Origin of the sequence: Paractinoplanes maris (genome assembly GCF_023544465.1) — a bacterium.
GTDB classification, from domain to species: domain Bacteria; phylum Actinomycetota; class Actinomycetes; order Mycobacteriales; family Micromonosporaceae; genus Actinoplanes; species Actinoplanes maris.
Map to the genome: position 1 here is coordinate 147,598 of NZ_JALPVL010000003.1, position 22,765 is coordinate 170,362.

21 protein-coding genes are annotated in these 22,765 nt (G+C 71.6%); 10 read left to right on the forward strand and 11 right to left on the reverse strand.

Annotated elements, in window-relative coordinates:
* Positions 1 to 2 precede the first annotated feature (2 nt).
* Positions 3 to 1,022, reverse strand: a complete 1,020-nt coding sequence (locus NAG42_RS09370) for an ABC transporter substrate-binding protein (RefSeq protein ID WP_250029486.1) — start codon at positions 1,020 to 1,022, stop codon at positions 3 to 5.
* A 171-nt stretch (positions 1,023 to 1,193) separates the two neighbouring features.
* Between NAG42_RS09370 and NAG42_RS09375 the strand changes: the two genes are divergently transcribed.
* From NAG42_RS09375 to NAG42_RS09390, 4 genes are all read left to right on the forward strand, one after another.
* Positions 1,194 to 2,216: a FecCD family ABC transporter permease gene (locus NAG42_RS09375; RefSeq protein ID WP_250029488.1), complete on the forward strand. Its 1,023-nt coding sequence runs from the start codon at positions 1,194 to 1,196 to the stop codon at positions 2,214 to 2,216.
* 62 nt (positions 2,217 to 2,278) lie between these two features.
* Positions 2,279 to 3,283 carry a FecCD family ABC transporter permease gene (locus tag NAG42_RS09380; protein ID WP_250029490.1) on the forward strand — a complete coding sequence of 335 codons (1,005 nt, stop codon included), beginning with the start codon at positions 2,279 to 2,281 and terminating at the stop codon, positions 3,281 to 3,283.
* Positions 3,280 to 4,089 (forward strand): ABC transporter ATP-binding protein, encoded by an 810-nt coding sequence (locus NAG42_RS09385; RefSeq protein WP_250029492.1) that lies wholly within the window; start codon positions 3,280 to 3,282, stop codon positions 4,087 to 4,089. Before NAG42_RS09380 ends, NAG42_RS09385 begins: the two co-directional genes overlap by 4 nt.
* A 479-nt stretch (positions 4,090 to 4,568) precedes the next feature.
* Entirely contained in the window at positions 4,569 to 4,940 is a 372-nt protein-coding gene (locus NAG42_RS09390) for a VOC family protein (RefSeq protein ID WP_250029493.1), read from the forward strand.
* Between the two features lie 301 nt (positions 4,941 to 5,241).
* Here the strand turns inward: NAG42_RS09390 and NAG42_RS09395 are convergent, their stop codons facing one another.
* Complete coding sequence (locus tag NAG42_RS09395; RefSeq protein ID WP_250029496.1) at positions 5,242 to 6,162, reverse strand: S66 peptidase family protein; 921 nt, start codon at positions 6,160 to 6,162, stop codon at positions 5,242 to 5,244.
* A 270-nt stretch (positions 6,163 to 6,432) separates the two neighbouring features.
* Here NAG42_RS09395 and NAG42_RS09400 point away from each other — a divergent pair, with 270 nt between their 5' ends.
* Positions 6,433 to 7,602, forward strand: coding sequence for a cellulose binding domain-containing protein (locus NAG42_RS09400; RefSeq protein WP_250029497.1), 1,170 nt, complete (start codon positions 6,433 to 6,435; stop codon positions 7,600 to 7,602).
* 263 nt (positions 7,603 to 7,865) lie between these two features.
* Here NAG42_RS09400 and NAG42_RS09405 read toward each other — a convergent pair whose 3' ends face one another.
* Entirely contained in the window at positions 7,866 to 8,384 is a 519-nt protein-coding gene (locus NAG42_RS09405; protein ID WP_250029499.1) for a MarR family winged helix-turn-helix transcriptional regulator, read from the reverse strand.
* 377 nt (positions 8,385 to 8,761) lie between these two features.
* Between NAG42_RS09405 and NAG42_RS09410 the strand changes: the two genes are divergently transcribed.
* Entirely contained in the window at positions 8,762 to 9,643 is an 882-nt protein-coding gene (locus tag NAG42_RS09410; protein WP_250029501.1) for a hypothetical protein, read from the forward strand.
* Between the two features lie 319 nt (positions 9,644 to 9,962).
* Here the strand turns inward: NAG42_RS09410 and NAG42_RS09415 are convergent, their stop codons facing one another.
* A complete protein-coding gene (locus tag NAG42_RS09415) occupies positions 9,963 to 10,508 on the reverse strand; it encodes a TetR/AcrR family transcriptional regulator (RefSeq protein WP_250029502.1) in 546 nt (181 codons plus the stop codon).
* A gap of 57 nt (positions 10,509 to 10,565) precedes the next feature.
* Between NAG42_RS09415 and NAG42_RS09420 the strand changes: the two genes are divergently transcribed.
* Positions 10,566 to 11,264, forward strand: coding sequence for an alpha/beta fold hydrolase (locus NAG42_RS09420; RefSeq protein ID WP_284045136.1), 699 nt, complete (start codon positions 10,566 to 10,568; stop codon positions 11,262 to 11,264).
* 103 nt (positions 11,265 to 11,367) lie between these two features.
* Positions 11,368 to 12,876, forward strand: a complete 1,509-nt coding sequence (locus tag NAG42_RS09425) for an amidohydrolase family protein (protein WP_250029505.1) — start codon at positions 11,368 to 11,370, stop codon at positions 12,874 to 12,876.
* Here NAG42_RS09425 and NAG42_RS44000 read toward each other — a convergent pair.
* Positions 12,868 to 14,376, reverse strand: a complete 1,509-nt coding sequence (locus NAG42_RS44000; protein ID WP_308201132.1) for a diguanylate cyclase domain-containing protein — start codon at positions 14,374 to 14,376, stop codon at positions 12,868 to 12,870. The two genes, NAG42_RS09425 and NAG42_RS44000, sit on opposite strands and share 9 nt — an antisense overlap.
* A 134-nt stretch (positions 14,377 to 14,510) precedes the next feature.
* Here NAG42_RS44000 and NAG42_RS09435 point away from each other — a divergent pair, with 134 nt between their 5' ends.
* The gene (locus NAG42_RS09435) at positions 14,511 to 15,365 is read left to right on the forward strand and encodes an aminoglycoside phosphotransferase family protein (RefSeq protein WP_250029507.1); all 855 of its coding nucleotides are present in this window, start codon (positions 14,511 to 14,513) and stop codon (positions 15,363 to 15,365) included.
* Here the strand turns inward: NAG42_RS09435 and NAG42_RS09440 are convergent.
* A complete protein-coding gene (locus NAG42_RS09440; protein ID WP_250029509.1) occupies positions 15,352 to 16,074 on the reverse strand; it encodes an SDR family oxidoreductase in 723 nt (240 codons plus the stop codon). The two genes, NAG42_RS09435 and NAG42_RS09440, sit on opposite strands and share 14 nt — an antisense overlap.
* Positions 16,075 to 16,175: 101 nt before the next feature.
* Between NAG42_RS09440 and NAG42_RS09445 the strand changes: the two genes are divergently transcribed.
* Positions 16,176 to 17,009: a LysR family transcriptional regulator gene (locus tag NAG42_RS09445; protein ID WP_250030320.1), complete on the forward strand. Its 834-nt coding sequence runs from the start codon at positions 16,176 to 16,178 to the stop codon at positions 17,007 to 17,009.
* Here the strand turns inward: NAG42_RS09445 and NAG42_RS09450 are convergent.
* The 5 genes from NAG42_RS09450 to NAG42_RS09470 form a co-directional block, all read right to left on the reverse strand.
* Positions 16,999 to 18,045, reverse strand: coding sequence for a calcium-binding protein (locus NAG42_RS09450; RefSeq protein ID WP_250029511.1), 1,047 nt, complete (start codon positions 18,043 to 18,045; stop codon positions 16,999 to 17,001). The genes NAG42_RS09445 and NAG42_RS09450 overlap by 11 nt on opposite strands.
* A 60-nt stretch (positions 18,046 to 18,105) precedes the next feature.
* Positions 18,106 to 19,536: an amino acid permease gene (locus NAG42_RS09455; RefSeq protein ID WP_250029513.1), complete on the reverse strand. Its 1,431-nt coding sequence runs from the start codon at positions 19,534 to 19,536 to the stop codon at positions 18,106 to 18,108.
* A gap of 250 nt (positions 19,537 to 19,786) precedes the next feature.
* The gene (locus NAG42_RS09460; RefSeq protein ID WP_250029514.1) at positions 19,787 to 20,398 is read right to left on the reverse strand and encodes a hypothetical protein; all 612 of its coding nucleotides are present in this window, start codon (positions 20,396 to 20,398) and stop codon (positions 19,787 to 19,789) included.
* Between the two features lie 124 nt (positions 20,399 to 20,522).
* Positions 20,523 to 22,013 carry an MFS transporter gene (locus tag NAG42_RS09465; protein WP_250029516.1) on the reverse strand — a complete coding sequence of 497 codons (1,491 nt, stop codon included), beginning with the start codon at positions 22,011 to 22,013 and terminating at the stop codon, positions 20,523 to 20,525.
* Between the two features lie 83 nt (positions 22,014 to 22,096).
* Positions 22,097 to 22,750 carry a GOLPH3/VPS74 family protein gene (locus NAG42_RS09470; protein ID WP_250029517.1) on the reverse strand — a complete coding sequence of 218 codons (654 nt, stop codon included), beginning with the start codon at positions 22,748 to 22,750 and terminating at the stop codon, positions 22,097 to 22,099.
* Positions 22,751 to 22,765: the final 15 nt, after the last annotated feature.

Below are 22,765 nucleotides of genomic sequence, written 5' to 3' on the forward strand. Positions count from 1 at the left end.
CGTCAGCTTCCGGCCTTGGCGGCTTCCGAGATCGTCGGCAGGACGTTCTCGATGATGTACTGCACCGACAGCGGTGTCGGCGTGCGCAGCGCGGAGAACTGGGCGTCGGCCAGCGCCTTGTAGGAGCCGCGCTTGACCGAGCCGAGGTTCTTGAAGAGCGTGTTGCCCTCGAGCGTCGGCTGCAGCGTCTTGTCGGCGTAGTAGATGAGCGTGGTGTCGGCGTCGAGCACACCCACCTTCTCCAGGCTGAGCTGCACGGCGAAATCGTCACCCTTGAGCGCGGCGACGCCGGGGGCGAGCTTCATGCCGAAGTCGTTGAGCATCTTCACACCGGCGTCCTTGTCGGAGCGCAGCACGCCGATCGAGCCGGCCTCCCACATCTGGCTGAGCGTGAACTGCTTGCTGGCCAGCTCCGGGTTGTCGGTCTTGGCCTTGGCCACCTTGCCCTCGACCTCGGTGATGACCTGTTCCGCCTCGGCGGTCCGGCCGATCGCCTTGGCCACCTGCTTGAGCGTGGTCTGCCACGGGTCCTCGAAGGCGCCGGTGGTCTCGTAGGCGGTGGTGGGGGCCAGCTTGCTGAGCTTGGCGTACTCGTCGTCGATGTAGTAATCGCCGCCGGCCAGGATCAGGTCGGGGGCGAGGGCCGCGATCTTCTCGATGTCGAATCCGGTGTCGCCGGCGGTCAGCACGGTCGGCTTGCCGGTGACCAGCGGCTTGGCCCAGGCGGTGATGCCACCCTCGCCCGAGGACTCGGCGATGCCCACCGGCTGCACGCCGAGCGTCAGCAGGGCGTCGAGGTCGGCGTCGGACAGCGCGACGATGCGCTGCGGCGCGGCCTTGACCTCGGCCGTGCCCAGCTTGTGGGTCAGCGTGACCGGGTAGGCCGCGGCACTCGTGGACGCGCCCTGCTCGCCGGCCGCGGAGTCGGTGTCGCCGCCGCACCCGCTGAGGAGGGCCAGGCCCACCACCAGCGAGGCTCCGGCCGCGGTGAGGCGGCGGACGGATCGGATCGAAAAGGGCATGTCAGGCCTCACGCTCGAAGTTAGGTGAGGCTAAGCTAAGCGACGCCCGGGCAACGGGGCAAGGCGGGGCCCGATAATTGGTAAGGCTAACCTTCCATCGACCGGCCGCACGAGTGTTGCCGACGTGCCATTTTGTTCTCGGCGCGGGTCCCGGAAATTCTTGGAGGGTGGATGACGGCGACCGCGCGGCCCGTGCTGACCGACCGGCGGCCGCTCATCCTTCTCGGGCTCGCCGCCGCGGTCGTGGTGGCCGTCGCTCTGTCCCTGGCGATCGGCGCGCAGTGGCTGCGCCCGGCCGAGGTGTGGCAGGCGGTGACCGATCCCGACCCGGCCGCGCCGGCCACCGCGATCGTCCGGGAACTGCGACTTCCCCGTACGGTGCTCGGGGTCCTCGTCGGATCGGCTCTGGGCGCGGCGGGCGCGTTGATGCAGGGGCACACCCGCAATCCACTGGCCGACCCCGGGCTGCTGGGCATCGCGGCGGGCGCCTCGTTCGCCGTCGTCCTGGGGATCCAGCTCGGGACGGGCGGGCTGACGGGGTACATCTGGTTCGCCTTCGCCGGGGCGTTGCTGGCGAGCGTGGCGGTCTTCGGCATCGCGTCGGGGCGCCGCGGCGGGCCGACACCGGTGACGCTGGCGCTGGCCGGCATGGCGATCAGCGCGCTGCTGGCGTCGTTCACTCAGTCGATCCTGCTGGCCGACGACGCCAGCCTCAACGTGTTCCGCTTCTGGGTGGTCGGCTCGCTGTCGGGCCGGGACGCGACGGTGGCGGCCCAGGTGGCACCGTTCATCGCCGCCGGATTGCTGCTGGCGATGGTGAACGCGCCGGCGCTCAACGCGCTGGGCCTCGGCGAGGAGGTGGCGCGGGCCCTGGGCCAGCGGGTGCTGCCGGCCCGGGCGGTCGGCGTGGCCGCGATCGTCCTGCTGGCCGGCGCCGCGACGGCGGCCTGTGGGCCGATCGGCTTCCTCGGCCTGATCGTGCCGCACGTGGCCCGCTATCTCGTCGGTCCCGACCACCGCTGGCTGATCCCGGCCTCAGCCCTGGCCGGCGCCGTGGTGCTGCTGCTGGCCGATGTCCTGGGCCGGGTCGTGGTGAGCCCCGGCGAGCTGCAGACGGGCATCGTCCTGGCCGCCGTGGGCGCCCCCTTCTTCGTGGCCCTGGTCCGGAGCCGCCGCGGAGCCGTGAAGCTGTGAATCCCACCGGCCCGTCCGCCCTGGTTCAGCCGCCCGGCCGCCGGGTCCTCCACATCGGACCGATGACGGGCACGCTCGCTGTGCGGTCGGTTGCCGTCGGCGTGGCCGGGCTGGCCCTCACCGCCGCGATCGTCGTCCACAGCATCGGCCACGGCAGTTTCACCATCGCCCCCGGCGACGTCGTGAGCACGCTGCTGGGTGGCGGCACCGCGGCCCAGAAGCTGATCGTCCTGGACCTGAGGCTGCCCCGCATCCTGACCGCTCTGCTCGTGGGAGCGGCACTGGCGGTCTCCGGCGCGCTGACCCAGACATTCGCCCGCAATCCGTTGGCCAGCCCCGATGTCCTCGGTGTCACGCACGGCGCGTCGCTCGGGGCGGTGGCCGTCATCGTCCTCGGCGGCGGCGCGGCGATCGGCGCGGTCCCTCTGGCCGCCCTGGCCGGTGGGCTGATCACGGCCACGCTGGTCTACCTGCTGGCGTGGCGGCAGGGCGTCGACGGCTTCCGCCTGGTGCTGGTCGGCATCGGCATCGGCGAGGTGGTGACGGCCGGCGTCTCCTGGTTCCTCGTGCGGGCCGAGATCGTCGACGCCGCCCGCGCCACGATCTGGCTCAACGGCTCGGTCGCCGGCGCCGACTGGTCCCAGGTCCGCCCGCTCTCGCTGGGCCTCGCCGTGCTCCTCCCGCTGGCCGTGGCCACGAGCTTCACCCTGCAGGCACTGCAGTTCGACGACGACGTGTCGAAGTCCCTGGGCGTACGCCTGCAGGCCGCCCGCCTGGCCGTCGTCCTCACCGCCGTGGCCCTGGCCGCCGGTGCCGTGGCCGCCGCCGGCCCGATCGAATTCGTCGCGTTCGTGGTCCCGCAGATCGCCCTGCGACTGTGCGGCGGCTCGCGCCCACCGTTGATCGTCTCGGCGATTCTGGGCGCCCTGCTGGTCTCCGCGGCCGACCTGGCCGCCCGGCTGGTCCTGCCCGACCGCGAGCTCCCGGTCGGCCTGGTGACCGCCATGGTCGGCGCGCCCTATCTCCTCTGGCTCCTGATCCGCACCAACCGAAGGGTCTCCGCATGACAGGGTCTCCGACAGCCGAGCCGGCATCACGGTTGCGGGCGCGCGGGCTGCGGCTGGCCTACGGCGACGACGTGGTGGTGGACGGGCTCGACCTGGACCTGCCCGACGGCGCCGTCACCGCCGTGGTCGGCCCCAACGGCTGTGGGAAGTCGACGCTGCTGCGGGCGCTGGGCCGCCTGCTCAAGCCCCGCGCGGGCGAGGTGCTCCTCGACGGCCGCCGGATCGACCGGATCCCCACCCGCGAGGTCGCCCGCATCATCGGGGTGCTCCCGCAGAGCCCGGTCGCCCCCGACGGCCTCACCGTCGCTGACCTGGTCATGCGGGGCCGCCACCCGCACCAGAACTGGTTCCGCCAATGGTCGCCGGCCGACCAGCAGATCGTCACCGAAGCCCTCGAGTGGACCGACATGCGCGACCTGGCCCACCGCCCGGTGGAGGCGCTGTCCGGCGGCCAGCGCCAGCGTGCCTGGATCTCGATGGCCGTCGCCCAGGGCACTGAGGTGCTCCTGCTCGACGAGCCCACGACCTACCTGGATCTGAGCCACCAGATCGACGTGCTGGACCTGGTCTCCCGCCTCCACCGCGAACGCGACCGCACCATCGTGATGGTCCTGCACGACCTGAACCTGGCCGCCCGCTACGCCGACCACGTGGTGGCCATGCGCGGCGGGCGGATCGTCGCCCAGGGCACACCGGCCGAGGTCTTCACCGTGGACCTCCTGGCTGACGTCTTCAACCTGGCCGCCCTGGTGGTCCCCGACCCCGCGACCGGCACCCCGTTGGTGGTCCCGCTCCCCCGAACCTGACGTGCCCACGGTGGCCGCCCTGGTGGTCCCCGACGCCGCAACCGGCACGCCGTCGGTGGTTCCGGCTCCCCCGAGCCTGACGCGCTGGTCGCCGCGGCAGTGCTATTCGGCGGGCTCCACCTGCTCAACCCGCGGACCACGTGGCCGCCAATCCGGCCGCCGCTTCGAGAGTGCCTTTCCCCGGTCGTACCGGCGGGTCGTATCTCCTGGCGGCTGACCAGCGAGGTGTGTGCCAGTCGTACCGACGGGTCGTGCCTCCTGACGGCTGACCGGGGAGGTGTGTGCCAGTCGTACCGACGGGTCGTGCCTCCTGGCGGCTGACCGAGGAGGTGTGTGCCAGTCGTACCGATGGGTCGTGCCTCCTGGCGGCTGACCGAGGAGGTGCGTGCCGGTCGTACCGACGGGTCGTGCCTTCGCGCTGACCAGGGGATGCGTGCCGGTCGCCGGAAAGTGTCGTACCCCGCGCGCAGAATGCGGGCATGACTGATCAGACGACGCACCAGCATCACTCGATCGACTACGTCGAGATCACGGTGGGGGATCTCGCCGAGGCCAAGCGCTTCTACGGCGAGGCCTTCGGGTGGCAGTTCAACGACTACGGGCCCGACTATGCGGGCATCCGCCGGCCCGGCGACGATGCCGGCGAGGTGGGTGGGCTCCGCGCGGGCGAGCCGGTCGGCGTGGGTGGCCCGCTCGTGCTGTTGTTCTCGGCCGAGCTGGACGCTTCGGTCGAGGCGGTGCGCTCGGCCGGCGGCCGGGTCGTCGAGGGTCCCTACGAGTTTCCCGGTGGCCGGCGTTTCCACTTCACCGACCCGAGTGGCAACGAGCTGGGGGTCTGGGCCGAGAAATAGCCTTTTCTCCAGACGCCACCGGCGGATGTCACAGGCCGACACGTCCGGCGGACACGCCACGCCGACACGTCAGGCGGAGACGCCAGGCCGACACGTCAGGCGGAATAGCTTCATCGCCGGACGCGACAGGCGGATGCCACAAGCCCACTCGTCCGGCGGAGACGCCACGCCGACACGTCAGGCGAACACGCCACGCCGACACGTCAGGCGAACACGCCACGCCGACACGTCAGGCGGACGCGACAGGCCGACACGTCAGCCGGGTGAACGCCGATGGCGGCTGGCGGATGCGATGGGCGGGTCAGCGTACGGCGGGATCGACGACCAGCGTGCCGGCCGTCGTGTCGATGCGGGCGGGGACGCCGAGGCCTACGGAGACCTGTTCGGCGCCGTGGCCGATGGGGAGGCCGCCGAGCACCGGCACGCCCAGCGCGGCCAACTGCTCGCGCAGGACGTCGGCGATCGGGGGGTAGTCCGGGTTGGTGCCGACGCAGTTCGTGAACTGGCCCAGGGCGATTCCCCGCACGCCGGCGAGCCAACCCGCGCGCCGCAGGTGCACGAGCATGCGGTCGACGCGATAGGGCTCCTCCTCGACATCCTCGAGCAACAGGATCGCGCCGGTCAGATCCGGGGCGTGCGGCGTGCCGATCGTGCTCGCGAGCATGGCCAGGTTGCCGCCGAGCAGGGTTCCCGAGGCCACCCCTTCGACCCGTACGGCGTACGTGGGCTCGGCCGTCACCGCGGTGACCGTCACGGGATCGCTCAGGGTGACCGCCCGCCGGGCCGCCCGCACGGTCAGCGACTCGGGGCCACGCTCGAACTGGCCCGCGGTCGGACCGTGCACGGTCACCAGGCCGGCCTCTCGCCACAGCGCCGCGTGCAGGGCCGTGACGTCCGAGAAGCCCATGACCACCTTGGGGTCGGCGCGAACGGCGGCGAAGTCGACGCGATCGACGATCCGCTGCATGCCGTAGCCACCACGCATGCAGAACACGCCGCGTACGGCAGGGTCGCGGAACGCGTCGTCGAGATCGGCCAGCCGCTCGTCGTCGGTGCCGGCGAAGAACGCGTGCCGCCCGCCCGCATGGTCACCGAGCCGCACGCGCAGACCCCACCCCTCCAGCGCGGACACGGTGGCGGCGACCCGGCCCGGCTCGCTCGCCCCCGACGGCGAGACGAGCGCCACCAGGTCGCCCTCCACCAGACGACGGGCTCTGATCATGAGCCGCAGCCTACTCACCGCGACAGGATGCCGGTGACCCACGAGTAGCCGTTGACATTCATCTATGCATACTGGACGGTCGGGTGCATGGGGACCCCGATTCGTGCGCTGCTAGCGATCACGCTCACCACCGCGGCCGCCGCCGCCACGCTAACCGCCCCCGCCGCCGCTGCCGACACGAACTCGCCGCCCACAGCACCCGGCCACGCGGCACCCGGCTTCGCAGCTCCCAGTCCCGCGGCACCAGGCCCCGCGGCACCAGGCCCCGCGGTGCCCGGTCTCGCGGCGCCCGGTCTCGCGACACACGGCCTCGCGGCACCCGGCATCGCAACACCCGGCATCGCAGCACCCGGCATCGCGGCGCCCGGCATCGCGGCGCCCGGCCTGGCTAACCCCGCGCATCCGGCGACCACCTCGCCGCCCGGAACGACTCCGGCCACGCCGCCGACCACGACTCCGGCCCCGCCGACGACCTCGACCCCCGCTCCGCCCGGGCCGACCGGTCAACCGCCGAGCGCGCCGACCAACTTCCGCGTCACCGCCGTCACGCCGGCGTCGATCACCCTCTCCTGGACGGCGGCCAGCCCGGGATCGAACCCGATCGACAGCTATAGGATCAACTACACGCAGGCGTTCAACGACATCTACTGGTCGCAGCCGGTCGGCAACGTCACCACGGTCACCCTCAACTCGAACATCCGGCCGACCACCCAGTACTCGTTCTCCGTGTCGGCGCGGGACACCGCCGGCCGCCTCTCGCTCTCGCCGCCGCCACTCGTCGTCGTCACCCCGGCCGGAACGACCGGCGACACCACTCCGCCCGCCACGCCGGGCAACCTGCGGGTCACCGCCGTCACGCCGACCGGCGCCGCGCTGGCCTGGGAGCCGGCCACCGACAACACCGCGGTGGCCGGCTACAACGTCTACTTCTTCGACGGCTGGTACACCTCGACGCTGGTCGGCACGACGACCGGCACCGAGATCGTCGCGCCGTTCGGCACCAGCGGGCTCGGGTTGCGCTACTTCTACGTGCGCGCCAAAGACGCGGCCGGGAACCTCTCGATCGCCACGAACCTGGTTTCGGTGCCCAACACCACTACGCCCACCCTACCGCCGGCACGCACCTGCGAGGTCGCCTATCGGACCACCGCCGAGTGGACCGGCGGGTTCGTGGCCGAGGTGACGATCACGAACACCGGGGCGACCGCCGTCGACGGCTGGACGCTCACCTTCTCGACCGGCGGCGACCAGCGCGTCACCTCGGCCTGGAACGCCACGTTCGCGCAGACCGGCAGTGACGTCACTCTGAGCGCCGCCCGTTGGAACGCCCGGATCGCGCCCGGCAGCAGCGTCACGGCCGGCCTCATCGGCCGCTGGACCACCAGCAATGCCGCACCGGCAACGTTCACGGTGAACGGCAGCCCCTGCGACCGCTCGTGACGTTTCAAACTGATAGGGCGCCGTGGACCTACGCCTTCGTCAAACCCCGGAGACAGGTTGTCCACAGCCGTGTCCTTCTCGGTACGCATTTCCTACCCATGGCGCCGCGCCATCGTTGTCGGGTTGGGCAACGGGCATGAGCCCCGTCGGTCCACCAGCTGCCGGGCGTGCTCACAGCGCCCGGTCCGCCGGCAGGACCAGCTTGGCGAGGTTTTCGCGTTCGCCCGGGCGAGTGGCGTCGGTCGGCCAGTTGACAGGCGTGCTCACAGCGCCTGGTCGGCCTGCAGAACCAGCTTGCGCAACAGGTCGGCCAGGATTGCGCATTCGTCGGGAGTCAGTGTGGCCAGCAAGGCGGCCTCCCCGCGGTTCTCGGTGGTCGCGTGCCGTTCGAAAGCCGCGTCGCCGGCCTCGGTGAGCCGGACCCGGACGCGGCGGCGGTCGGTGCCCGGCTCGGTGCCGCGTTCGATCAGGCGGGCCTCCTCCAGCGGGCCGAGCCGGGCCGACAACGCGCCGCGCGTCAAGCCGAGCCGGTCGGCCAGCTCGGACGGGCTCGCCGTGTAGGGCGGACCGCCGCGCCTCAGTGCCAGCAGGATCTTGAACTGGCCGTGCTCCAACCCGCCGTCTGTCAGCGCCGCCCGGCGGGCCTGTGTGAGATGCCGTCCGAGAACGGCCAGCCGGACGATGATCGCCTCCTGGACCGGATCCATCCACGGCAGTTCATCTCCCCAGACGTCCACATGCTCATCCGCGGTGTCCCGGACGCTTTTGTCATTGGCCCGCATATCCGCACCTTCTTTCCTGCGCCTCAAAACCACAGGACGCCCACCGTCAGCTGATCGATCACGAAAGGGACCCGTCCCCTCCAGTCCCGGCAACGCGAGTCGAAACCGTCATCGCTCCCGTCACCGCAAGGCAGCCTGCTCTTGGATCCGGGCCGCGCCGAACCGAGTAGGTCCCGGAACAATTTCCGCCCACTGCGGTACCTCGCAGCCCGGACGGGACTTGTGCGGGCGGCTGGCTACGAGCCTCCCGGTGTGAACACGAACTGGCCATCCGGTGCCGCCCCACTCCAGAACGCGCGTGTCCACAGCATCGAGAAACGCACGGTACCGAACTAGTTTTCTTGTGGATAGTTTTTCGTATAACTACCGTCGCGGCCATGACCCTCATCGACGAAATCCCCGGCGCCGCAATCGATCTCGCCCGCGCCGGACACTGGGACCGGGCGTTGCGCCTCATCGAAGCCGCCGGCCCGACCGACCCTCGGCTTGTCCTGGCGGCCGCCGAGGTCGCCTTGGAACGAGACCTGCGCACCGGTTCCGCGGGGGCCGGCGAGAGACTCTCCACCGCTGAGAGCATCATCGGGTCCACGTGGGACGGCGCCTTCCTGCGCCTGCGTATGGACTACTTCGCTCAGCTCTTCCCCAGCGGCAGCGCCAGCGACAGCGACAGCGACAGCGCCAGCGACAGCGACAGCGCCAGCGACAGCGACAGCGCCAGCGGCAGCGGCAGCGGCAGCGGCAGCGGCAGCGGTGACTTCACCTTCGGGCCAGAGGGCAAGGATCCGGCCGTCCTGGCCGACCTTCGCAAGCGGGCCGACGCTCTGGCCGACGAGGCGCCCGACCCGGTCCGGGCGGGCTGGGCGCACATGTATCACGGCCTGATTCTCGACAACTTGTTCGCCGACCGCGCCGCCGCGCCCGAGCACTATGCGATCGCGCTGCGAGCCGCCGAGGAGGCCGGCGACGACCCGCTCACCTGGGAGGCGCTACGGCATCTCGGCGACCACCACCGCGACGACGGCGACCTCCACTCGGCCCGCCGAAGCTGGGAGAGAGCCACCACTCTCGCCGCCGCCAGTGGAGCGATCGCGGCCACGCTCGCCCAGCAGATGCTGCTCGCCGTGCTGGCCCGCGACACCGGCGACGACGACGCCGCCGACACCTTGGCTCGCGAGATCTCCCGCTGGTCGGCCGCGATCGGCGCGGTCCGCCTGCACCGCCAGGCAGAAGCCTTCCTCACCGGCAAGACGGTGGCGTAGACAACGCCCGCAGGACCCCGCCCGGCACACGCCCCCAAAACGACGGCGCAGACAACGCCCGCAAGACCCGGCCCGACACGCGACCGCAGAACAACGGCGCAGACAACGCCCGCGAGATGGCGCAGACAACGCCCGCAAGAACGAGCCGCACACGCGCCGGCACGACTGCGGCCCCGGCAGCGGCGAGAAGAAGACCAACCGAGCGGCGGCGAGAAGAAGACCAACCGGGCGGCGGCAGCGATGTGACTGCGGAACGCACCGGGAAGCCCCAGCGCGACCACAACACCGGGCCCGCGAGGCAACGCCCCTGAACGGCCACCTACCCGCCGAGCATGCCCAGGAAATCGTCGAAGGCCTGATCAGCTCGAGCCGCGTCCCCCGTCGACTCGAGGTCCATCAGCAGCCCGCGGACCACCGCCAGCACCAGCGTGCCGAGCTCAGGCCGCCCGAGGCTGCGCATGCCGTCCTCCAGCGGCTGCAACCAGTCGGTGGTCGACTCCCGCCGGAAACCCGGCCACAACTGCTGTTCGGCATCCTCGCGAAGCTTGCCGAAAACGGTGAGATAGGGCCGCCCGGCCGGCCCGGTCATCGCCTGCCAGGCTCGGCGCAGGGTGGCTGGGTAGGGCTCGCCCGGCCGTACGGCGAGCAGGTCGCCGAAGAAGTCGCGCTGCCGCTGCCGCGCCCGGCCCAGGGTTTCGCGCAGCAGCACGTCCCGGGTCCCGAAGTGGTAGATCAGCATGCGGGTCGACGTGCCGGCCGCCACCGCGAACGGTTCGAGGCGGTCGGGTAGCCCGTGGGCGAGCGCGTGGTCGACACACGCTTCCAGGATCCGGTCGCGGATCGCCGGTTGCTTGTGCCGTCCCACCACCGCACTTTTTCACGTAACGCGGACTACGTCTACCGTGGGGAGCAGGAGGTAGACATGCGTGTTGTGTTTGTCCATGGAGCGTGCGTGCGGGACGGATCCTGGTGGTGGCATCCCGCCGCGGCGGCTCTGGAGGACCGTGGCATCAAGAGTGCCGCGCCCGCCCTGCCGAGCTGTGGAGAGGGCGACCGGGCGGCCGGGCCGGACGGTCCGGGGCTGGCCGAGGACATCGCGTCGGTGCGGGCCGCGCTGACCGACAGCGACCAGCCGACCGTGCTCGTCGGGCACAGCTATGGCGGCATCGTCGCCTCAGCAGCCGCGGTGGGTGTCGGATCCGTGCGGCACATGGTCTTCGTGTCGAGCTATCTGCCCGAGCCGGGCGAGTCGCTGTCGACCTTCGGCGCCGACACGCCGCCCCCGTTCCTCGACTTCGACCCCGACGGCGGCACGTTCGGCGCCCGGCCGGAGCTGGCGGTCGAGACGTTCGCCCAGGACTGCTCGCCCGAGATCGGCCGCGAAGCGGTGAATCGGCTGGTCCGGCAGACGCTGGCGGTCACCCAGCAGCCCGTACGGGAAGTGGCCTGGCCCGGTCTTCCCACAACCTACGTGGTCTGCACCGAGGACCGGGGCACCCCGGCCGCGGCGCAGCGTGAGTTCGCCCGCCGCGCCGACCAGGTCGTCGAGGTGAACGCCGGCCACCACCCGTTCCTGTCCCAGCCGCAAGCAGTCGCCGACATCATCGCGGGCCTGTCATGAGCGGGTGCTAGCCCCACCACGGCACGGGGTCCAGCACTCCTGACCGAGCAGGCCCGGGCGAGCAGGCTGTTCTCGACGACCTCGCGAGGACAGGGAGATGCTCATGCACCGGCGGACGCTTCTCACCGGTATGGCCCTGAGCGCCGGCGCGGCCCTGAAACTGCCTCGGCCGACCGGCGGCCTCACCGCGGTGCGCGGCGTGACCGTGATCGACGCGTCCGGTGGCGCGCGGCGCGATCACACCGTGCTCATCCGGGGCGACCGGATCCTCGACGCCGGCCCGGTCCGGCGGGTGCCGGTGCCCGACGGCGCCCTGGTCGTCGACGGCACCGGCCGCTATCTCATTCCCGGCCTGGCCGACATGCACACCCATGCCGTCGGCATCGACGACACCGACCCCGAGCTGTACGTGGTCAACGGCGTCACCACGACGCGGCAGATGTCGGGCGGACCCCTGGCCCGCGACTGGCAGCACCAGGTCGCCTCGGGCGCCCGGCTCGGCCCGCGGTGGTCGATCGGCAGCCGGATCGTCGACGGCTCGCCCTCGCTGTGGGACGGGCTCGACGGCGACGGGTCGGTGCACGTGGCGGTCGCGACGCCGGACCAGGCCCGGGCGGCCGTACGCCGGGAGCAGGCCGAGGGCGCGGCCTTCATCAAGACGTACACGCGACTGACCCGCGAGTCGTTCCTCGCCGTGGCCGCCGAATCCGACCGGCTCGGGCTGCCGTTCCTCGGCCACGTCCCCGACTTCGTCCCGCTCACCGAGGCGAGCGACAGCGGTCTGCGCAGCGTCGAGCATCTCTTCGAGATCTGGTACGACACCTCGGCCGACGAGGACCGGCTGCGCGCCGCCGTCGCCGCTGTCCCGATCGGCCCCGGTGAGTACAACGGCTGGTTCAACCGGATGCACCCGCTGGAGTTCGCCGCGGCCCGCAGCCATGACCGGCGCAAGGCGGACCGGGTGTTCCGCCGTCTGGCCCGCAACGGCACCTTCGTCACCCCGACGCTCGTGCTGCACGAGACCAACGACATGCCGGAGCGGATCGACCGGCACGACCCGCGCTACCGCTACTTCAGCGCCGACCTGATCGGCTACTGGGACTGGGCGCTGGACAACCTGTACCGGCCCGGCCGCACCCCGGCCCAGATCGGCCGGTCACAGGAGCTGTTCCGGCGCCGGCTCGCCCTCACCGCCGACCTGGCCGCGGCCGGCGTGCCGCTGATGGCCGGCACCGATCTGGGCACCACCTACCTCATGCCGGGCTTCAGCCTCCACGACGAGCTGGCGATGCTTGTCCGCGCGGGCCTCGAACCGCTGCAGGCGATCGCCGCCGCGACGCTGAACCCGGCGCGCTACCTCGGCCGCGGCGACGCCGGGGTGATCGCCCGCGGCGCGCTCGCCGACCTGGTGCTCCTGGACGCGAACCCGTTGCGCGACATCCGCAACACCACCCGTATCAACAGCGTCTTCGTCCGCGGCCGGCTCATCGATCCGGCCCGGCGCCGCGCGATGCTGGCGGACATCGAGTCGGCGGCCGAGCAGCCGAAGCCCGCGGGCACGGCCCCGATCGCCTATCGCGGCTGCGCCTGTCACGGCCCGCGGTCAGTGTGACGAGCTGATCGGCGAGGTCGGCGGCACGTAGCACTTCCAGGCGCCCTTGCCGTCGTGCTTGGCGGCGTACATGGCCAGGTCGACGCTGCGCAACAGGCTGCCGGCGTCGTCGCCCGGCTCGGCGCAGGCGATGCCGATACTCGCGTTGGCCCGGACCATCGTGTCCTCGTACGGGATCGGGGAGCACAGCTCCTCCAGGATCCGATCGGCCGTGTGGGTCGCTCCTTCGACGTCGCAGTCGCGCAGCAGGACGGCGAACTCGTCGCCGCCGAGGCGGGCCACCAGGTCGCCGGCCCGCACCGATACCCGCAGGCGGTCGGCCACCCCGGCCAGCAGCGCGTCGCCGGCCGCGTGGCCGAGCGTGTCGTTCACCGACTTGAAGCCGTCCAGATCGATGATCAGCACCGCCGTCAGTCCCGACTCGGGCGGCGAGGCCAGCTCGGCGGCGATCTGCTCGTGGAAGCAGGTGCGGTTGGCCAGTCCGGTCAGGCCGTCGGACAGGGCCTGCTGCCGCAGCCGGACCTCGTGCTCGCGCAGGTCGGCCAGGGTCGCGTCGAGCTTGTCGATGAGGCGCTTGTTGTCGCGGAAGGCGGCGAGCTGGCGCCACACGACCAGCGCGAAGATCAGCCCGAGTCCGGTGACCGCGCCCCACAGCCGGGCGTGCGGACCCTCCGGGATGACCGTGAGCATCGCGGTGAAGGCGACCGCGATCGACCCGTACGGAAGAAGGCTGTAGGGCTTGCGGCGGCGAGCACCGAAGGCCGCCGTCTCGTCGAAGCGGGCGACCAGCTCCTGGAGGCGTGGGCCCAGCGCGATGAGCAGCGAGGGAGCGAGCCGGACGGCGTAGACATAGGCGGGCAGCGCGCCGTCGGCCCCGGGCGACAGGAAGAAGCCGATCGCGTTGACGGCGGCCGACATGACCAAGGTGATGGCGGTGGCCTTGTGCATCGGGGCGTTGCCGCTGAGCACGAGCTTCACGGCCGCGAAGCCCGCGGTGAGGATCACCGCGCCGGACACCAGCTGGCCGAGCACGTCGTCCGGGCCGACCGCGAAGCACCAGGCCACGACGGCCCCGCCGACCAGCACGGTCACCGAGTCGAGCCAGAACGCGGTGCGCTCGCGGCGGGTCTGCCCGGGCATCGGGTGCACCAGCATGGCGACGATGAGGGCGGCCAGCCCGACCGTGAAGCAGATCGCCTGCACGGCTCCGCCGTTGGTGGACCACTGTCCCCGGCCGGCGAGCGCGGTCACCACCTGGACGCTGTCGCCGATGGTCAGCAACGCGCCGGCGGCCGCCATCACCGACCAGAACCGCCGCAGGGCGCCGGTCGTCATCCGGCTGACCTGCCAGGACGAGTACGCCATCAGCATGTCCAGCGGCGGCTGGAAGAACCAGAACACCCGCACCTGCGCGTTGGAGTGCCCGGACAGCGCGAACAACGCCACACACCCGCCCAGCGTCCACAACACGGCCGCGATCACGACAGGATCACGCCGCACCGTCCGGAACACCGACCTGTGCTGGCTCACTCCGACGCTATCGGCACCCGGAGCACGCGCCTGAGCTTTCCCGGGGGCTCGCAGCGGCCGGAATTCGGGTGACATCCGGGATCGCGGTCGGCACCATGCGTGTCATGACCGACGGGGCGATGCCGGCCAACCTGATGTCGAGCACGGGCCGGCATCCGCCGTTCGACCGATGGGTGCGCGAGCTGCCGGCGACCGTGGCCGGGGTGGCCGAGCGGTGGGGGCTCGAGCTGGGGCGGCCCTATCAGCCGGGTGGGACGGCGTCGTGGGTGGCACCGACCGCCGACGGGCGGGTGCTCAAGGTCGGGTGGGTGCACTACGAGGCGCGGGACGAGGCGGCTGGTCTGCGGGCCTGGGACGGCCAGGGCACCGTACGGGTCCATCGCGCGGAGCGCACCGGGCCGACCGACGTCCTGTTGCTGGAGGCGTGCCGGCCCGGGACGACGCTCACCGAGTCGGTGCCGCCGGCCGAGCGGGACGAGGTGGTCGCGAAGCTGCTCCCCCGGCTGTGGATCGCGCCCCCACCGGGCAGTGACTTCCGGCCGCTGCAGTCGATGGTCGACGCGTGGGCCGAGTCGGTGGAGCCCGGGAAACTGCCCGACCCGGGATTGGCCCGAGCCGGTCTGGAGTTGTGGCGGAGCCTGCCCGGCACGGCCGACCAGGACGTCCTTCTCTGCACCGATCTGCATCCGGACAACGTGCTGCGGGCCGAGCGCGAGCCGTGGCTGATCGTCGATCCCAAGCCGTATGTGGGTGATCCGGCCTACGACCCGATCCAGCACATGCTCAACTTCCCCGACCGCCTCGCGGCCGGCCCGGGGGCGTTCGCCGACCGGATGGCCGGCCTGCTCGGACTCGACGCCGAACGGGTCCGGCAGTGGCTGCTGGCCCGCTGCGTCGTCGAGTCCGGGCGCTCGCCGGAGTTGTGGAGTGTCGCCGTGCGGCTGGCTACCAGGGGATGACACCGTCGTCGTTGAGGAACGAGCCGGTCGGGCCGCCGTCGGGCAGGGTGGCCAGGCGGATCGGGGTGGCCGCGGCGTCCCGCGCCGGGCGCCCGGCGCCGCCGGTGAAGTCGGTCGCCACCAGGCCGGGGCAGGCCGCGTTGATCAGGATGCCGGTGCCGGCCAGCTGCCGCGCGTAGTGCACGGTGACCGCGTTGAGGTAGGTCTTCGTCGGCGAGTAGGCGGCCATGATCGGGCCGACCTCGACGCCCGGATCCGATTGCCAGGTCAGCGAGGCGACGCTGCTGGAGACGTTGACGATGCGCGGCGACGGGGACTGCCGCAGCAGGGGCAGCATCGCGTTGGTCACCCGGATGACGCCGTAGACGTTGGTGTCCACCACTTCGCGGACGACATCCAGGTCGAGGGTCGTCGGGTCCTGCGCCCATCCGGGACCCGTCTCGCCCGAGATGCCGGCGTTGTTGACGAGGACGTCGAGGCGGTCCAGCCGGCCCACCGCCTCGATGACACCGCGGTCACTGGTGACGTCCAACGGGACGGCGAAGGCATCGATCCCCTCGGCCCGCAGTTTCTTGGCCGCTGCCTCGCCGCGGGCCTGGTCGCGGGCCCCGATCGCCACCCGGTGCCCCCGGGCGCCCAGTCCCGCCGCGATCTCATAGCCCAGGCCCTTGTTCGCGCCGGTGATCAGCGCGGTCTTCGTGTCGCTCATGCCGCCGATCGTGGCTCGCCGGCCGGCCGGTTCCTTACACCGTTTGAGTGCGCTGTCATACCGTGGCGGTATCACCGGAGTACCGTCGGGCGGTGGACACCCTGGAGACGCGCGAGCTCCGATACTTCGTCACCGTGGCCGAGGAGCTGCACTTCAGCCGGGCGGCCGACCGGCTCGGCATCGCCCAGCCACCGCTGTCCCGGGCCATCCAGCAGCTCGAGCGGCGCCTCGGCGTCACCCTGCTCGACCGTAACCGCCGGGGCGTCTCGCTGACCGCCGCCGGCCAGGTCCTGCTCGACGAGGCCCGCGTCCTGCTCGACGGAGCCGCCGCGGCCGCCCGGCGCACCCAGCGGGCCGCCGCCGGCTCCGGCCGCCTGACCCTGGTGACCAAGGCGGGCGCCGGTCATGAGCTGCTCCAGACGCTGCTGGACGCGCACGCCGGCCCGATCGACGTGGTGCTCTGCCGGATGGGCGAGCAGGCCCGGATGCTGCGCGACGGCCGCGCCGACGTCGCTCTCATGCAGCGCCCGTTCGACGCCCTGGCCGGCTTCGACACCGAGGACCTGCTGACCGAGCAGCAGGTCGCCATCCTGCCCGCCGCCCACCCCCTGGCCGCACGCCGCACGCTCAGCATGGCCGACATCCGCGACGTGCCTGGCCTGCCACTGGCCCGCTGGCCCGGCCCGGACGGCAGCTACGAGCCCGGACCGGGGCCCGAGGTCCACGAGCAGTCCCAGCTGGCCCAGCTGATCGCCCTCGGTCACACCATGGCCGTGCTCTGCGCCTCGTCCCGCTCCTGGCTGTGGAGCGCGCACGCCGCCGTCCCGCTGACCGACGCCTGGGACGTCACCACCGTCCTCGCCTGGCCCGCCCACAGCCGCAACCCCGCCGTGGCCGACCTGGTCCGCACCGCAAGCACAACCTTTACTGCTTGACCGTGTCCCCGAGGACGGACAGCCGGCCCGGAAGCTTCGGGTCGCACAGGCAGGCCTCCACCGGCAGCGCCCCCTTGGTCACCAGGTCGTGCCAGTCGAAAGCGGCCTGCACGGCGGCGTCGTACTTCACGTCGACCTTGCTGGAGAACTTGCCGGCGGCGTTGACGCTCACGCTGACCTTCACCGCGTCGATCAGCCCGGGGATCCGCAGACCGACCGGCAGCTTGCACGAGAACTTGCCGGTGTCGCCGGGCTTCGGGTCGTCCGGCAGCGGCACGGTGAACCCGCAGGCACCGCTCACCGGGACGGTGACGCTGGTCGCGATGTCCCCCAGGTGAGCGCCGTCCGGCTGCAGGTTGGCCAGCAGGATGATGTCCTTGCCGGCGCCTCCGACGGCCAGATTGCCGAGCGGGTTCAGGCGTACGGGATTGGGCCACAACACATCGGAGCCCGCGTCGCCGTAGAACCACTCGAAGCCGCCCGGAAAGCGGAAGTCCGAGAGGATGACGTCGTTGCCGGGCCCGCCGTGCACGATGTTCGTGCCCAGCGCGGCGTTCGGGCCGCCGACGCCCCCGGTGAGGATCAGGTCGTTACCTCCCCCGCCCTCGATGGACTCGCTGCCCAGCCCGCCCTGGATCCGGTCGTTGCCGTCGGCCCCGGTGTCCGTCCGGTCCCGCAGCGAGGTGACCGGGTTGTCGCCGAAGATGAGGTCGTCGCCCGCGCCGGCGTTGACCAGGTCGGAGCCCGAGCCGGCGTTGACGGTGTCGCGACCGGCGAGCGTGATGATGGTGTCGTTGCCCGGGCCGCCATAGACCCGGTCGTTGCCGCCGAGCCCCTCGATGTGGTCGTCGCCGGCCCCGGCGCAGATGATGTCGGGGCCGGCGGTGCCGTCGATCCGGTCGTTGCCGGTCGTGCCGTAGATGGTGGCCCGCACCGGGCACGCGGCCCGGGTGGCGGCCGCGGCCGGACCGGCGGCCAGCAGGCTCCCGGCCAGCGACACGGCGGCCACGGAGAGGACGGCGACTGACTTGCGCATGGCGTTTCCCCTGTTCGTACGGCTGAGACACAGCCACCACGGGGATCACACCGGTCCGGTTCAGTCTCGGGCCGGACTTTCCCGGTTGAGCTTGGAGTGGTGGCGGCCGTAGACCGCGTACAGGATCAGGCCCAGCAGGAACCAGACCGCGAAGCGCACCCAGGTCACCGGGTCGAGGAAGGTGATCAGCCAGATCGAGAAGACCACACCGACCGCGGGGATGACCGGCATCCACGGCAGCCGGAACGTGCGGGAGATGTCCGGGCGGCGGTAGCGCAGCACGATGACCGCGATGCACACCACCACGAAGGCCAGCAGGATGCCGATGTTCGTCAGCTCGGCCGCCTCCCGGATCGGCAGGAAGCCGGCGATGACGGCCGACGCGACGCCGGCGATCCAGGTGACCCGGGACGGGACCTTGCGCGTCGGGTGCAGTTTGCCGAACCAGGCCGGCAGCAGGCCGTCGCGGCTCATCGAATACCAGACCCGGGTCACGCCCAGCATGAAGGTGAACATCACGGTCAGGATGCCGACGATCGCGCCGACCGCGATGACGTCGGCCAGCCCGGACAGCCCGACCGAGGCGAACGCGGACGAGAAGCCGCTCTCCGGGTCGATGTCGCGGTAGTTCTGCATGCCGGTCAGCACCAGCGTGGCCAGCACGTAGAGCACCATCGAGATGACCAGCGAATAGATGATCGCCTTGGGCAGATGCCGGCGGGCGTCCTTGGACTCCTCGGCGGCGGTGCTCATCGCGTCGTAGCCGAACACCGCGAAGAACACCGTGGCCGCACCGGTGATCGCGCCGCTCCAGCCGAACGGGAAGAACGGGTCGTAGTTGGACCGGGTGATGTGGAAGGCCCCGACCACCACGACGAGCAGGACGATCACCACTTTGAGGATCACCACAGCGGTCTCGGCCCGTGCCGCGGCCCGGATGCCCCGGTTCAACAGGTACGCGATGAGCAGGCACAACACCACGGCGAAGAGGTCGACCACGTGCCCGTCGCCGGATCCGGGTGCGCCGAGCATCCAGACCGGCAGGTCCACGCCGAGGTCGGCCATCAGGAACGAGAAGTAGCCCGAGATGCCGATCGCCACCACCGACACGATCGCCGTGTATTCCAGCAGCAGGTCCCACCCGATGAACCAGGCCACCACCTCGCCCAGCACCACATAGCCGTACGTGTACGCCGATCCGGCCCGGGGGATCATTCCGGCGAACTCGGCGTACGACAGGGCGGCGGCCGCACTGGCGATGCCCGCGATCAGGAACGAGAACAGCACGGCAGGCCCGGCCGTCTCGTTGGCGACCGCGCCGGCCAGCGCGAAGATGCCCGCGCCGATGATGCCGCCGACCCCGATCGCGGTGAGCTGCCAGAGCCCCAGCGACCGGTCGAGATCGCCGCCGCTCTCGTCGGAGACGTCCTCGACGGGTTTGCGCCGGAAGATCCCGGAACCCCGGCCGAACCGCTGCGGTGACACGGACATGGCGGCCTCCTCGCTGAGCTCTCCTCTCGGAGTACCACGTGGAGCCGCTTCTCGCATCCACAAAGGTGGATGCAATCAGCCTCGCGACAGCGCGATCGCGATGAACAGGCCGTAGAAGACGATCAATCCCGCGATGAGCGCGATCGTCGTGCCCGGGCCGATGCTGTGCTCGTAGTCCTCGTCGTCCACGAGTGCCCAACGACGACCGCCCGCGATATCGACGGGCGTTCCCCCGTACGGGGTCGGCTGCTCAGCGGCAGAGCCGGGCGGTCAGCTCCTCGGCCGCGACCCGCCAGGACCCCTGTGCCCGGTCGCTGATCTTCTCGAAGAGGGCCGGTACGTCGTCGACCCGCCGCCGGTCACCCGACCAGCGCAGCAACGCGTTGGTGGCGTGATAGCGGACCAGGTATTCCGGGTCCTGCACGGCGGCGGCCATCGCCCGCACCAGCGCGGTCGTCGGCGGGAAGCCGGCCAGGGCGACGGCGGCGTCCAGCCGGACGAACTCGGACTGCGCACCGGCCAGCACGCCCGCCAGCGGCGTGGCCCAGCCCGGATCGCGGGTCAGCGCGTAGAGCCCCTCGGCCACCCGGACGCGGAACTCGTCCTGAGCCCGGATCAGCGCCGTGCGCAGAATGCTGACCGCGTCGGCCGGCGCCAGCCCGGCCGCGGCGAGCGCGGTGAACGCCTGCGCGGCCACGGTGTCGCCCTCGGCCAGGCCGGCTCGCAGCATGCGCTCGACCGTCCGGGGCTCCCGCCGCGCGGCCTCGATCAGGGCCGTGAAGTCGGGCCCCTCATGCCACACCTGATACGGATCGCCGAAGATCTCTTGCCGCCATCGCTGCCATTTCGCATCCCCGTCCATCGACGGACATTATTACCACGCCTAGCTGAGAGTACTCATACCGCCACCCGATCGTGATCTGCGACGCACACGGACGATCCCGGCCACCAGGGCGGTGGCCGGGATCGGGTGACCGGTCGTGGCGTCAGTGGGCCATGGCCCGCGGGGCGTCCGGGTCGACGTCGAGCGGACCGGTGCGGAACAGCAGCGCCGAGACGATCGCACAGACCAGGAACAGCCCGCTCGACCACCAGAACACCGTGTGGTAGCTGGCCAGCGACGCCTCCAGGGCGAGCTGGGGCGACGGGGCGTGCGACGTCGCGTAGTTCGTGGCGGCGGTCGCGGCGAACGAGCTCAGCAGGGCCGTGCCGATCGAGCCACCGATCTGCTGCACCGTGTTGATCATCGCCGAGGCCACCCCGGCGTCGCGGTGCTCGACGCCGCTGGTGGCGGCGTTCTGCGTGGGGGCGAAGACCAGGCCCAGGCCGAGGCCGATGACCAGCAGGCCGGGGAGCACCCCCGAGGCGTACGTCGAATCGAGGTCCAGCCGGGTCATGAACGCCATGCCGGCCGCCGCGATCAGCGCACCGACCGGAACCAGCGGGCGCGGCCCGACGCGCGGCGTGAGCAGGGAACCGGCCGTGGTGGCCGAGAGCATGATGGCACCGAGCATCGGCAGGAACGCCAGGCCGGTCTGCACCGGGGTGAAGCCGAGGTTGCCGACCAGGTAGTAGGTCAGGAAGAGGAAGATGCCGAACATGCCGGCTCCGGCGATGCCGATCGCGGCGTAGGAACCACCGCGGTTGCGGTCGAGGATGACGCGCATCGGCAGCAGCGGGTTGGTGACGCGCAGCTCGATCAGCACGAAGGCCACCAGCACGACGACGCCGGCGATGATCGGCACCAGCGTGACCGCCGAGGACCAGCCGTCGGTCTCCGCCTTGCCGAGGCCGAACACCAGCGCCACCATGCCGGCGACGGCCGCCACCGCACCCGGGATGTCGATCCGGGCCCGGTTGGTGACCGGCTCGTCCGACAGCTTGAGGAGCGCGCCGGCCACCGCGATGGCCGCGATGACCAGGTTGACGAACAGGCACCAGCGCCAGGACGCGTACTCGGTCAGCACGCCACCCAGCAGCAGGCCGACGGCGCCGCCGGCGCCCGAGATGGCGCCGAAGATGCCGAAGGCCTTGCCCCGCTCGGCGGGCTGGGTGAACGTCGTGGAGAGCAGCGAGAGGGCGGCCGGGGCGAGAGCCGCACCGAAGGCGCCCTGCAGCGCGCGGGCCGCGATCAGCATCTCCAGGCCGTCGGCCGCGCCGCCCAGCGCCGAGGCGAGGGCGAAACCGACGAGGCCGATGAGGAACATGCGCTTGCGGCCGAAGAAGTCGGACAGGCGGCCGCCGAGCAGCAGCAGGCTGCCGAACGCGAGGGCGTAGGCGGTGACGACCCACTGCCGGTCGGCGTCCGAGAAGGCCAGGTCGGCCTGCGCCGTGGGCAGCGCGATGTTCACGATCGTGGCGTCCAGCACGACCATCAGCTGGGCCATGGCCAGCACGACCAGCGCCCACCAGCGTCCGCCGGATGCCGGCGGCGCCGCGGGTGGGGGCGCCGGTCGTGCGTGAGTATCGGTGGTCATCCATAACCTCTCGGGCCGGCGCGGTTCACGTCCCCTTGCGCATCGGCAATCGGCCCCCGGAGGTTAGAAATGGCCGGTGCTGATCAGGACGGCACGGTCACCACCGTGACGGCGACGGCGGCGGTGGAGACGGCCAGCGCCGCCGCGGTGCGGGCGACGGCGGTGTTCACCGCGGCCGCGCCCCAGTTGCCCTGCTCGAGTTCCTTGGCCCTCTGCTGGACCGGGCCCGACCAGGCGAGCTGGGGCCGCAGCATCGGCAGCGCCCCGCTGGCCGAGAGCAGCGCGGCCAGCGCGGCGGTACGGGTGTCCGGCTGCTCGCCGTCGACCAGCACAGCCCGGATCCGGGCGCGCACCGCGGCCTCGTGTTCGGCGTCGGCGGCGGGCAACTGGTTCATCGAGAACAGCCCGAGCACCCGCTTCTTCTCGCGGCGGATCAGGCCGTGCTCGAGGAGGCGCTCGATGACCGGCTCGTACAGCCCCGACCCGATGGTGATCAGCAGGGTCTGGGCGCCGCGCGGTTTCTCGGCCACCTTGTCGAACGCGTCCTGCAGCAACGGATCCGGCAGCGGGTCACTGCCGACCGCCCGCACCTTCGAGCCGTCGATCTCGACGCGGCCCATCAGCGCCAGCTCGACCAGCACCGCGCCGCCGAGCGTGTAGTAGAGCGTGCCGGCCGCGGCCGGGGTTCCGGTCTCGTCGTCGAGCAACAGCAGCATCAGGTCTTCGACGATCAGCATGTCTTCTCCTCGGGT

Coding starts and splice junctions, on each gene's coding strand:
- NAG42_RS09405 (WP_250029499.1), bottom strand. CDS start 8,384: ATGCGGGCCAATGACAAAAGCGTCCGGGACACCGCGGATGAGCATGTG.
- NAG42_RS09435 (WP_250029507.1), top strand. CDS start 14,511: ATGACCGACGGGGCGATGCCGGCCAACCTGATGTCGAGCACGGGCCGG.
- NAG42_RS09470 (WP_250029517.1), bottom strand. CDS start 22,750: ATGCTGATCGTCGAAGACCTGATGCTGCTGTTGCTCGACGACGAGACC.
- NAG42_RS09380 (WP_250029490.1), top strand. CDS start 2,279: ATGACGGGCACGCTCGCTGTGCGGTCGGTTGCCGTCGGCGTGGCCGGG.
- NAG42_RS09455 (WP_250029513.1), bottom strand. CDS start 19,536: ATGTCCGTGTCACCGCAGCGGTTCGGCCGGGGTTCCGGGATCTTCCGG.
- NAG42_RS09375 (WP_250029488.1), top strand. CDS start 1,194: ATGACGGCGACCGCGCGGCCCGTGCTGACCGACCGGCGGCCGCTCATC.
- NAG42_RS09425 (WP_250029505.1), top strand. CDS start 11,368: ATGCACCGGCGGACGCTTCTCACCGGTATGGCCCTGAGCGCCGGCGCG.
- NAG42_RS09465 (WP_250029516.1), bottom strand. CDS start 22,013: ATGACCACCGATACTCACGCACGACCGGCGCCCCCACCCGCGGCGCCG.
- NAG42_RS09420 (WP_284045136.1), top strand. CDS start 10,566: ATGCGTGTTGTGTTTGTCCATGGAGCGTGCGTGCGGGACGGATCCTGG.
- NAG42_RS09390 (WP_250029493.1), top strand. CDS start 4,569: ATGACTGATCAGACGACGCACCAGCATCACTCGATCGACTACGTCGAG.
- NAG42_RS09385 (WP_250029492.1), top strand. CDS start 3,280: ATGACAGGGTCTCCGACAGCCGAGCCGGCATCACGGTTGCGGGCGCGC.
- NAG42_RS09410 (WP_250029501.1), top strand. CDS start 8,762: ATGACCCTCATCGACGAAATCCCCGGCGCCGCAATCGATCTCGCCCGC.
- NAG42_RS09440 (WP_250029509.1), bottom strand. CDS start 16,074: ATGAGCGACACGAAGACCGCGCTGATCACCGGCGCGAACAAGGGCCTG.
- NAG42_RS09460 (WP_250029514.1), bottom strand. CDS start 20,398: ATGGACGGGGATGCGAAATGGCAGCGATGGCGGCAAGAGATCTTCGGC.
- NAG42_RS09450 (WP_250029511.1), bottom strand. CDS start 18,045: ATGCGCAAGTCAGTCGCCGTCCTCTCCGTGGCCGCCGTGTCGCTGGCC.
- NAG42_RS09395 (WP_250029496.1), bottom strand. CDS start 6,162: ATGATCAGAGCCCGTCGTCTGGTGGAGGGCGACCTGGTGGCGCTCGTC.
- NAG42_RS09370 (WP_250029486.1), bottom strand. CDS start 1,022: ATGCCCTTTTCGATCCGATCCGTCCGCCGCCTCACCGCGGCCGGAGCC.